8 protein-coding genes are annotated in these 10,592 nt (G+C 72.1%); all 8 read right to left on the bottom strand.

Going from position 1 to position 10,592, the window contains the following annotated elements:
- On the bottom strand, positions 1-1,647 hold a 1,647-nt coding region (locus tag ACFVVL_RS19995; protein WP_387676939.1), incomplete at its 3' end, for a substrate-binding domain-containing protein.
- 65 nt (positions 1,648-1,712) lie between these two features.
- Positions 1,713-2,969: a phosphate ABC transporter permease PstA gene (gene pstA / locus ACFVVL_RS19990; RefSeq protein ID WP_380289672.1), complete on the bottom strand. Its 1,257-nt coding sequence runs from the start codon at positions 2,967-2,969 to the stop codon at positions 1,713-1,715.
- 58 nt (positions 2,970-3,027) lie between these two features.
- A complete protein-coding gene (gene pstC / locus ACFVVL_RS19985; protein WP_380289674.1) occupies positions 3,028-4,047 on the bottom strand; it encodes a phosphate ABC transporter permease subunit PstC in 1,020 nt (339 codons plus the stop codon).
- Between the two features lie 112 nt (positions 4,048-4,159).
- The gene (locus tag ACFVVL_RS19980) at positions 4,160-6,883 is read right to left on the bottom strand and encodes a hypothetical protein (protein ID WP_387676935.1); all 2,724 of its coding nucleotides are present in this window, start codon (positions 6,881-6,883) and stop codon (positions 4,160-4,162) included.
- Between the two features lie 357 nt (positions 6,884-7,240).
- Positions 7,241-7,831, bottom strand: a complete 591-nt coding sequence (locus tag ACFVVL_RS19975; RefSeq protein WP_380289678.1) for a hypothetical protein — start codon at positions 7,829-7,831, stop codon at positions 7,241-7,243.
- A 350-nt stretch (positions 7,832-8,181) separates the two neighbouring features.
- Complete coding sequence (locus ACFVVL_RS19970; RefSeq protein ID WP_380289680.1) at positions 8,182-9,264, bottom strand: substrate-binding domain-containing protein; 1,083 nt, start codon at positions 9,262-9,264, stop codon at positions 8,182-8,184.
- A gap of 377 nt (positions 9,265-9,641) precedes the next feature.
- On the bottom strand, positions 9,642-10,046 hold the full coding sequence (locus tag ACFVVL_RS19965; RefSeq protein ID WP_380289682.1) for a hypothetical protein: 405 nt from the start codon (positions 10,044-10,046) through the stop codon (positions 9,642-9,644).
- Positions 10,036-10,365, bottom strand: a complete 330-nt coding sequence (locus ACFVVL_RS19960; protein ID WP_380289684.1) for a hypothetical protein — start codon at positions 10,363-10,365, stop codon at positions 10,036-10,038. The genes ACFVVL_RS19965 and ACFVVL_RS19960 overlap by 11 nt, the downstream gene beginning before the upstream one ends.
- Between the last annotated feature and the right edge of the window lie 227 nt (positions 10,366-10,592).

The raw sequence follows: 10,592 nt of genomic DNA, 5'->3' as shown, positions 1-10,592 counted from the left end.
GGCGCCGCCCGTGCCACCGGCCCCGCCGGTGCCCGGGCCAGCGCCCGCGGCGCCGGTGCCGGTGGCTCCGGGGGACTGGGTGCCGGTCTTGCCGGCGCCCGCCGCACCGGTGCCCCCGGTGCTGCTGGAGGCGTTGGTGGCACCGGTGCCGCCGTTGGCGCCCGCGCCGCCGGAGGCCGCGCCGCCGGACCCGGAGCCGTTGCCGGAGCCGCCGGAGGCCGCGCCGCCGGACCCGGAGCCGTTGCCGGAGCCGCCGGAGGCCGCGCCACCGGAACCGGAGCCGCCGGAGGCCGCGCCGCCGGACCCGCCCGAGGCACCGCCGGAACCACCCGGCTTGCAGTCCAGCGGGGCGCCCTTCTTGTCGCACTCGCTGGGCTGCGGGGCGTTCTTGAGGACGGTCAGCTCCTCACCGGTGAAGGTGGGGTTGGGGCAGTTGGCGAGCGAGTTGGGGTCGACCGGGCTGGCGTTGCCGGGGATGTGGGTGGACTGCAGGATCCCGCCGCGCACCAGGTTGCGGGGGATCGGCGAGTAGCCCAGCTCGTCGGCCTTGCCCTGGCCGGCGCAGAGCACGTAGGAGATGAAGCGGCTGAGCGCGCTGCCCTTGTCGTCGTTGAAGCGCGGCGGCGGGGGCAGTGCGACGCCCTTGCGCGGCACGATCAGGTAGCTGTAGCTGGAGACCGGGTAGGACCGCGGGTCGCTGTTGGTGTAGACGTCGTTGAGGTTCTGCTGGAGGAAGTTCGGGTCGCTCGGCGGGGTGCTGTCGTCCACGCCGCGGATCTTGGCGGCGGTGAGGGCGACGGCGACGTTGGACGCGGTGGGCAGCGTGAAGTACCCGGCCGGGTTCAGCACCTTGACGACCGGCCAGCTGCTGGCCTTGGCGAAGGCGTACTCGTCGTAGCCGATGGTGCCGAGGCCCGCGGAGCCCATGATGTAGTTCGCGACGACGTCGGAGCCGTTGAGCGCGGTCATCCGGCCGGACTTCGGGAAGAACTCCGTGTAGTCACCGCAGGGCACGTTGTTGACGCTGCGGCAGTAGGCCTCCCAGTCGGACTTGTAGGTGTGCTGCATCCAGCGGGTGAACTGGGCGGTGGCGCCCGAGCCGTCCGAGCGGATGACGGGGGTGATCACGGTCGACGGGAGCGCCTTGCCGTAGTCGTTGGTGATCCGCTGGTCGTTCCAGTTGGTGATCTTGCCGGTGAAGATGTCGACGATGGTCTTCGGCGACAGGCGCAGGTCGCGGACCTGCTTGCCGCCGACCGACAGGTTGTACATGAACGCGGTGCCGCCCGCGGTGATCGGGACGTAGGAGTACCCGTAGACCGGGTTCTCGATGTTGCCCGCGCCGCCGGTGTGGCCGTTCTCGCCGAGGCCGGTGTCGACCTCGGTGCGGAAGGGGACGTCGGAGGCGGTGAAGTCGTTCTGCCCGATGGCCCACTGGGCGCGGCCGGCCGCGGAGCCGGTCGCACTGAAGTTGATCTTGATGCCCATCGGGTTGACGTCGTTGCGCCACTGGTCGATGGCCGGACCGGCCCAGCTCGACCCGTCGGCGTTCAAGGAGGTGGCCGCGAACGCCGGGACGCTCTGCCCCAGCAACAGCGCGCCCGCGGTCAGGCACAGGGTGAGCAGCATGGCAGCGGTACGTGCCACGGGTCGGCGGACGGCCTCCCACGACATGGGGACTCCTCTGGTACGGAGGGTGGTTGTTACGGACATCAGCGCACTCCCGCCACGGCGGTCCCGGCGGTCCCGGCGGTGCGGTGCGCTCCCGCCACCGAGACCCCGCCGGCCGCGGCCGTCCGGTGCCGGGCGCCGCTCTCGGCGGCCCGGGCCGCACGGTCGATCCGCCGGCGCTGGCGGCGGGTCAGCTGGCCGGGACGGCGGCCGCCGATCACCCGGGCGGTGACGAAGAGGATCAGCACCACGGTCATCAGGGTCAGCGCGGCCGCGAAGGCCCGCGCGACCATGTCGGGGTACGGCGTCTTGACGTAGTTCCAGATGAAGAGCGGCAGCGACACCTGGCGGTCGCTGAACGGGTTGGCGTTGAGCTGGGTGGTGAAGCCCGAGGTGAGCAGCACCGGCGAGGTCTCGCCGACGCCGCGCGCCATGCCGAGCACCACCGCGGTCACCAGGCCGGGCCGGGCGGTCGGCAGCACGACGTTCCACACCGTGCGCCACTGGCTGCCGCCGAGCGCGAAGGACGCCTCCCGCAGGGTGCCCGGCACCAGCCGGATCACCACCTCGGCGGCGCGGGTGACGATCGGCATCATCATCACGGTCAGGGCCAGCGAGGCGGCGAACCCGCTCTTCTCGAAGCCCAGGGTGATGATCACCACGCCGAGGATGAACAGGCCGGCCACGATGGACGGCAGCGCGGTCATCGCCTCCACCAGGGTCCGCACCGGGCGGGCCATCCGGCCGCCGACCTCGGACATGAAGACCGCCGCGGCGATGCCCAGCGGAACGGCGAACAGCGTGGCCAGGCCGAGCTGTTCGAGCGAGCCGATGACGGCGTGGAGCGCGCCGCCCGAGGTGATCGGGGAGAGCGCGGAGGTGGTCTCCATCGACTCGGTGAAGAAGTTGAGGTGCTGCGCCGCCTCGTAGCCGCGCATCGCGATGTAGCCGATCTGGTCGGCGATCAGCGCCAGCACCAGCAGTCCGGCGCTCCAGGCGACCACCGACACCAGTCGCTCGCGCACCAGCAGCGCGCCCCACTGGAGCCCTCCGAGCAGGGTGTACCCGGTGAGGAAGAGCAGGTACCAGCAGATCAGGAAGCCGAGGGCGCCGCTGAACGGCATGACCCGCTCGTAGAGGATCCAGTCCAGCGCCAGCGAGCCGGTGAGCGCGCCGAGGACGGTCAGCACGTCCTCGCGGGTTACCCCGCCGATCCGGATCTTGCGCTCGGGCGGTGGTGCGGCCTTCTCCCGGGCCGGTGCGGGCACGGTCTCGGCCGGCAGGTCGAGGGTGGTCATCGGGTCGTCCCTTCACGACGGGGCGGCAGCGGGCGGGGGCGGGGGAAGAGGTCCACGGTCAGTCCGCCGTCGCCGCGCCGGAACGGGACCGGTTGATCACGAACCCGGCCGCCACGTTCACCAGCAGGGTGAGCCCGAACAGCACCAGGCCGGCCGCCATCAGCGCGGAGAGCGAGAGCGGGTCCGACTCGCCGTAGCGCAGGGCGATCAGTGCGGAGATCGAGTTGGCCCCGTTCTCCAGGACGTGGGTGATCTGGTCGAAGCTGGGCGAGATGATCAGCGCGACGGCGATCGTCTCGCCCATCGCGCGCCCGAAGCCGAGCATCACGGAGCCGATCACACCGCCGCGGCCGAAGGGCAGCACCACCGTGCGCACCATCCCCCAGCGGGTCGAGCCGAGCGCGTACGCGCCCTCCCGCTCGCCCTGCGGGGCCTGGGAGAACACCTCCCGGCTGAGCGAGGTGACGATCGGGATGATCATCAGCGAGACGACCACGCCGGCGATGAAGGTCGACGAGGTGTAGGAGGTGCCGATGTCACCGGTGCGCACCTTGAGGAACGGGATCGTGTCACCGAGGTGGTTGGACATCCACCGGGAGAAGCCGATGATCCGCGGCTGGAGGAAGAACAGGCCCCAGAGCCCGTAGACGATGCTGGGGATCGCGGCCATCAGGTCGATCAGCGAGACCAGCGTCGCCCGGAGCCGGACCGGCGCGTACTCGGCGATGAAGACGGCCGTGGTCAGCGCCACCGGCACGGCGATCACCAGGGCGATCACGGCAATCAGCAGGCCGTTCGGCAGCACCGAGGCGATGCCGAAGTCGTGCGCCTGGGTGAGCCACTTCTTCTCGCTGAAGAAGGAGAAGCCCACCACGCGCAGGGCGTCGGCGCCGCGCAGGATGAGGAAGAAGGCGATCAGGCCCATGATCGCGAAGACTGAGAGCCCGGCCGCGCGCAGGAGACCGCGGAACACCCGGTCGCCGGGCGTGGACGGGGCGGTGATGGTGCGGGGTACGTCGGGGTCCGGCTGGCCTGGAGTCTCGGCGAACGGTGTCGCGGGCTCGGCGGCGGCTGTCATGGTCTGCTCTCCGGCGCGCTCGGTACGGGACAGGTGCAGGGGGGACTGGCGGGAAGCGGAAGGCACTCGGCGGGGCCGGAACGGCGGCCCCGCCGAGTGGGGACGCGCGCCGTCAGGCGCGCGGTCCCGGACGCAGGCGCGCCCAGAGACCGGACGCCCCGGCGGCGATCCGCGCACCGGCCGGCGTACCGGCCAGGACGAGCGCCAGCGGGCCGCCCACCAGGAGGACCGCGCCGGTGATCAGCGCGATCGGCAGGAGCAGCCGCGCACCGCCGGAGCGGTCGGCGGCCGGGGACCCGGCGGCGACCGGGGCGGCCGCGATCGGCCCGGAGGAGGCGGCCGGGGTCGCGGTCGCCTTGGCCGGGGCGGCGGGCGGCGCCGTCGTACCGGCCGCGGGAGCCGCGGCGGTACCGCCGGCCGCGGCCGCACCGGTGCCGGTGGTGCCGGCGGAGCCGGATCCCGACGAGCCGGACGAGCCCGAACCGGAGGACCGCGTGCCGCCGGTCGACCCGCTGGTGCCGGTGGAACCGCTGCCGGTGGTGCCGGTGGTGCCGGTGGAGCCGGTGCCGGAGTCGTCGGCCGGGGTCACCGAGCCGTCGGTGTCGGTGGACCCGCTGCCGCCGGACGACCCGCCCGACCCGCCGGTGGTGCCGCCACCGCTGTCACCACCGCTGTCGCCACCGGTGCCGCCGGTCCCGCCGCCGTTGCCACCGGTCCCGCCGGTGGTGCCGCCGTCGGTCCCGCCGGTGGTGCCGCCGTCGGTGCCGCCGTTACCGCCCTCGGGCTTCGGCTGCTCGGGCCCGGTCTGGTTGCCGGGGTAGGTGCCGTCCTGCGCCGCGACGTGCGTCACGGCGGACTGCGCCTGGGTGCGCTGGGCGTCCGTCAGTGCGAGGAACCCGGCGGTCAGGTGCCCGGGCTCGTTGCCGTAGCGCTGTCCCTCGGCGGGGTCGGTGACCCGCCGCAGGAAGTCCGACGCCGCCTTCGCCTTCTGCGCGGAGAGACCGCCGGTCGGCATCATCGCGTACTGCACGACGGCCAGCGGGTACGCCTGGGCGGCCTTCGAGAAGTCCGTGCCCTCCACGCCGTACGGCAGCCGCTGGGTGCCGGAGGCGGCCTCGGTCGGCATGGTGTCGAGGGCCGTCCGGAGGGTGTCCAGGGTCGGCGTCACGAAGTGCCCGGCCGGGTTGCGCAGCGCGGCCTCGGACATGCCGTAGGCCTTGGCCTGGCCGCTGTCCATGATCGCGAACAGTCCGCGGCGGCCCGGGTCGACCGGCGGGCAGCTGGGGTGCTTGCCGTCGACGTCGGCGTCCGGGAGCTGGCAGGTGGGCTTGTTCATCAGGAGGTTGCGCGCCACCTGGGCCAGCCCGTTGTTGAGCGGGTTGATCTCGTAGGACTTCCACTGGTTGGGACCGGAGTAGTCCTGGATCCGGATCGCGTTCACCGGGTAGCCCGGGAAGGTCGGCTGCGGCCGGTAGAAGGTGTTGAGGTGCATGCCCCACTGGTCCGGCTCGCCGCGCAGGAAGGCCGCGGCCTCCGGGTCGGCGGCGATCCAGGAGGTCAGCTGGTAGATCAGGTCGGTGGTGCCACCGAGCACGATCGGGGCCGAGTCGGCCAGCCAGGACTGGTCGGTGCACTTGGGGAAGCGCTGGCCGCCCGCCGGGTCGAGCTGGTTGATGCCGAGGAAGTCCGGGTCCTCGAAGATGCAGACCGGGTTGCCGGCGACGGAGTCGATGGTGACGCCCTTGGCCATCGCGTAGGACTGGGTCAGCATCTTCGCCAGGAGCCGCGGGGTGAGGTTCAGGTTCTTGATCTGCCCGGAGTTGACGACGTCGTCGACCCGGAAGGCCACCGAGATCGCCGAGGTCGCCAGCGGGGCGTAGACGTACGGCCGGGTGGCCGGTTCGCTCTCCGGCAGCGCGGTCAGCGCGACGTCCGGCCCCTTCTTGTCCCGGAAGTTGGCCCGGGCCTGCGGCTCACCGGTGTTCGAGACGTAGTCGACGCCGAGCGGCGCGGATCCCTGGCACAGGCCCGCACGCCACTGCTGCATCGCCCGGTTGGCCATCGCCAGGCCGCCCACCGTCAGGTCGATGGCGGTGGCCTCGCAGTCGCCCGCGGTGGGGGCGAACTCCAGCGGGATGACGGTCCGGTTCTCCCAGGCGCAGGCCTCGCCCGGGTTCCAGGTGTCGTTCTCCGCGCCGTTCATCGCGAAGACCGACTCCGACGCCATCGCGAAGAAGCCGCTGATGGCCGGGTTGTCGAGCGAGTGGTCCTTGCAGTTGATCTTGAGGTTCTCGTCGGTCCAGCCGAGCGAGTCACCGCCGTAGTTGGCCTCCACCACCAGCGAACAGGGGTGGTTGGCGTCGCAGTTGAGGCTCTGGCTCTCCTGCGAGGTCCAGACCTCGATGTCCGCCTCGCCGCGGCCGTCCGGGCCGGTGACCCGGACCGCGCCGTTGAAGGGGAACTCCGGTGTGATGGTGCCCGGCGGGGGCGCCGGCTGGAGGAAGCCCTTGGACGGGTCCTGGTTGAACTTGGTGCTGCCGTAACAGTCCTGCACGGTGGGGTTCTTGCCGCGACACTGGTAGATCCGGACGGGATAGAGCTCCTGGCCGGTGGAACTGTTCAGCTTGACGAACTTCACCGGATTGCCGAACGGGTCGACGGTCGGGGTGAAGCCCTCCCAGGAGACGTGGACCACCTCGTTGGTGAGGTTGGTGGTCGAGGAGACCGTCACCTTGCCCTTGGCGCCGTACGTCCCGGACGCCGGGTCCCAGACGGCCGGTCCCTCGACGGTCGTCGCCGTGGCGGCCGCCGCCTGCGAGGTCGTTCCGGCCCCCATCGGGAGGATCGCCGAGACCCCTACGACGACCCAGGCCGTCCCCAGCGCCAGCAGTCCCTCTTTCCACCTCCCCAGGGCTCTCGAACCCGGTGGACGGACTCTCATGACGTGCACCTCCAGGGACGCGCTGCGCGCGTAGACGGGGAACCGGCCGGACCCCGGCGCGAGTGGCCAGATGCCGCCGATGGTCCGTCACCATTCGGCCAGCCGTACATGGACGCCGTGGATCGCCAGGGTGTACGAGGCCACAACACGCCTGCGAACCAGCCTTGTTGATCGCACGTCACCGGCTGTTTCCCGGAGCGCGGAACAGCGGGGCCCGGACACCCGGACCCCGCCGCCGTCATCTGGTGCGTGTCAGCTGCCGGCTTTGAAGGTGAAGGAGAGCGAGCCCACCGACTGGCCCGCGGTGAAGAAGGTGGTGTTCAGCTTGGTGTCGAGGTACTTCGCACCCTCCTCGTCCACCTGGAGGTCGGAGGCCTGCAGCGAGGAGGCGGCGGCGTTGCCGGAGATCGTGGTGTCACCGGCCGGGTCGAGCAGCGCGACCGGGGTGGTGCCGCCCTGCGGGACACCGGTGATCTGCCAGGTGGTGACACGGAAGGCGAGGTCCTTGAAGACGGCGGACTTGCCGGTGCGCAGGTTGATGAAGAGCAGGCCGCCGCCCAGCTGGACGTCGCCGTAGTACGCCGGGAGGTTGGCGGAACCGCCGGTGACCGGGAACGACGCGGACAGGCCGGTCGCGCTGTCGTAGGAGCCGGTCGCCGTCGGGAGGGCGAAGACCATGACGCCCGCCGAGAGGGAGTTGACGAGGAAGGTGTTGCTCTCGTTCACCACGGCGCTGCCGGTGGCCGGGGTGGCGGCGTCGGCGGTGGCCGAGGCGGCCGCACCGGTGGTGGCGAGCACAACAGCGGTGGCAACGGCGGCGAGACGGGCGCTGGTGCGGGACATACTGCTCTCCTAGGTGTGCAAGATGGAACGATCCGGCCATCGGGCCGTGAGTTCGTACTGTGCGGTGGTGCCTTCACGCGGTGGTGCGGTGGTGCCGCCGGGCCGCGGGCCCTGGGGAGCGGCCCGGCGTGGCCGGGGGGCCGGGGGGGGGGGCCCCGGCCCCCGGGGGGGCGGGGGGGGGGGCGCCAGGTGGGGGGGGGGGGGGGTGCCCACGCCCCCGCCCCCCCGGGGGGGGGGCCATCCGGGGGGGGGGGGGGGGGGCCCGGGGGGGGGGGGCCGGGGGGGGGGGGCGGGGGGGGCGGGGGGGGGGGGGGGGGGCGCCCCTGGCCGCCGGGAGTACGGGGGTGCGATCAGCTGGTGGCGTGGGTGGTGCTGCCACAGGCGCCGACCGGCAGGGTGCGGAAGCCGTAGCTGGTGATGTCCGCGGCGGCGACGGAGTTCTTGCAGATCCAGCCGTTGGTGCCGAAGATCGCGCGCAGCGCGGTGCCCTGGGTGTCGGTGGCGTTCCAGTTGGCCTCACGGACGACGTTGTAGATCACGCGGCCGAAGGAGGTGTTGGAGAAGGCCAGGGTCAGGACGTGGGTGGTGGGGTCGATCGGGACGACGTTGTCGATCGAGCGGACGGTCAGGGCCCCGGCCTGGTCGCTACCGGCACCGTGGCCGTTGTAGACCTGGCCGATGTAGTGGGCGACGGAGTAGGGGACGATCGCGTCGGCGTCGTTCAGGATCGGGTCGGTGCCCTGGTTCTCCTGGACGGTGGGGTTGGCCGTGACGCAGGCGCCACCGTTGGACAGGCCCAGCGCCTGGAGGAAGAAGGAGCGGGTGCCGGAACCGTTCTGCGGGAGGTAGGCCTTGATGGTGCCGCCCACGCCCGTGTAGCCCGGGATCTGGTTCCAGTTGGTGTAGGTGCAGTTGTAGATGTTGACCAGGTCGGCCTTGCTCAGGTTCGCCGGGGCGTGGCTGCCCGTGGTGGTGGTGGCGTAGCTGACGGCGTCCTTGGCGAAGGCCACGAACAGGTCGGTCAGCGGGTCGCCGGCGGCGCCGCCCGGGACGCTGTTCTTCGGGCCGCGCGAGGAGCGGGCGAAGTCGACCGTGGCCTTGTTGGTGGCGTCCAGCGCCGAGATGCCGGCGGACGAGCCGTTCGGGCGCGCCAGCGAGGTGGCACCGGTCTTGGTGGTGATCGGCGAGGAGCCGGTCGCGTCCCAGCTGTACAGACGCGGCAGGGTGCTGCTGGCGCCCAGGAACGCGTTGTAGTCGGTCGAGAACTGGTTCAGGACGGCCTGGGTGGTGTCCGAGCCGACACCCACGATGTCCTGCGCGAGCGGCAGGGTGGGCAGGGTCGACGGGTCGGCGACGGCGGTGCCGCTGGCGACGGTGGCGACCGAGGTGGCGATGGCGGCGGCGGCGAGCAGCTTGGCAGCGGTCTTGCGCATGTTCCTGTTCCTCCGGTGGGAGAGACGTACATCGCTTGCCCGGGTACTGGTCGTCAGTCCCGGGGCCGTGAGCCGCGTCCGCGGCGGCCCGTTCCGGCAGTGCCGATCCTGTCGGTCGGCGCGGTTCCGTCGGAAGGGCGGACGACCGCCGCGGGCAATTGTCGATTTCTCGGTTCGGAGAGGTTTAGCAACAGGTCAGCGCGGCCGTGAAGGGGGGGAAAGCCGCAGGTCAGGGGCCGGTGACGTTCTTCTCCAGGTGGCGACTCGGGGGGTTGCCGGATACCTGTGCTTCACCGGAAGAGGGGGAAACGGGGGCGCGGCGGGGGCCAACGCGAGAAGCCGCCCGAGGGCGGCTGGAGGCGGCGGTTCACGACCCGTCAGAACGGCCAGGCGTCGTCCCGTCCGGAGCGGCGCAGGTCCTGTCCCAGGCGCTGGAGTCCGGCGAGGAACCCGGTCACGCCGGCCTGGCACTGGTCGCGCCGCAGGTACCCGCGGGCGCTGCGGGCCACCGGTCCGGCGGCTTCGGCGCCCGGGCGGGTGGTGCGCACCGGCAGGTACGCCGTCCACACCCACAACCGCGCCTCGGACTGGCCGACGGTACATCGCAGCGCGGTCCGCTCGATGATCAGCTCGCGGACCGCATCGGCGAGTTCAGCCTCACCGCGGTAGGTCCGCACGCCGACGCCGAGCTGCCGCCCGTTGGCCGCGCGCAGCGCCCAGGAGAGCGAGCGGTCCCCCACCGGGACGGTCAGCAGACGCGGACCGCGCCGGTCAGCGGACATCGGACGTTCTCAACGACGGCCCGCGTTCCGTGAGTTCGGGAAGCTCCAGGGCCGGCTGCTTGGCCAGCAGCACGACGAAGCGCCGGAAGGCGTTCTGACAGGTGGCGTACCGCTCGTAGGCACGGCTGGACCGCACCTCCGGCAGGGTCCGCGACCCGGGGATCACCCAGATCCAGCCGATGCCGTCCCGGACGTGCGTGATCCGGGCGGTGAGCCCGTCCGCGCCGGCCCGTAAGCCGTCGAAGACGCGCTCCGCCTCCCCGGCCGTCTCGTACGCGGCCGGGGTGACCGCGACGACGCGTCCGTTCGGTGCTTTCAACTGCCATCGGTACCGCCCGTCCGGTGCCCGTTCGGCCCGGAACCCCCCTCGACCTGCCCCTGCTGCGGTGTGACCGCGGCTCGACGCGTCCACTGCTCCCCCACAGTCCGGTTTCTCTCCGAGACGGGAGTAAAGCTATGTGTGCACACGAGAGCGCCGGAAGGCCGTGAAAAGCACAACTTGCTCCGTTGGCCGGGAAGTTCTCTCTCGTTAAACTTTCACCGGGT

The sequence above is a fragment of the Kitasatospora sp. NPDC058115 genome (assembly GCF_042884635.1).
GTDB lineage: Bacteria > Actinomycetota > Actinomycetes > Streptomycetales > Streptomycetaceae > Kitasatospora.
Note: the sequence above shows the minus strand (reverse complement) of the source record. Positions and strands in the feature narration are given on the sequence as shown.

What these genes read in the sequence shown, in the direction of transcription:
- ACFVVL_RS19980 (WP_387676935.1), bottom strand. Translation starts at nt 6,883, where the DNA reads ATGGGGGCCGGAACGACCTCGCAGGCGGCGGCCGCCACGGCGACGACC.
- pstA (WP_380289672.1), bottom strand. Translation starts at nt 2,969, where the DNA reads ATGACCACCCTCGACCTGCCGGCCGAGACCGTGCCCGCACCGGCCCGG.
- ACFVVL_RS19975 (WP_380289678.1), bottom strand. Translation starts at nt 7,831, where the DNA reads ATGTCCCGCACCAGCGCCCGTCTCGCCGCCGTTGCCACCGCTGTTGTG.
- pstC (WP_380289674.1), bottom strand. Translation starts at nt 4,047, where the DNA reads ATGACAGCCGCCGCCGAGCCCGCGACACCGTTCGCCGAGACTCCAGGC.
- ACFVVL_RS19970 (WP_380289680.1), bottom strand. Translation starts at nt 9,264, where the DNA reads ATGCGCAAGACCGCTGCCAAGCTGCTCGCCGCCGCCGCCATCGCCACC.
- ACFVVL_RS19965 (WP_380289682.1), bottom strand. Translation starts at nt 10,046, where the DNA reads ATGTCCGCTGACCGGCGCGGTCCGCGTCTGCTGACCGTCCCGGTGGGG.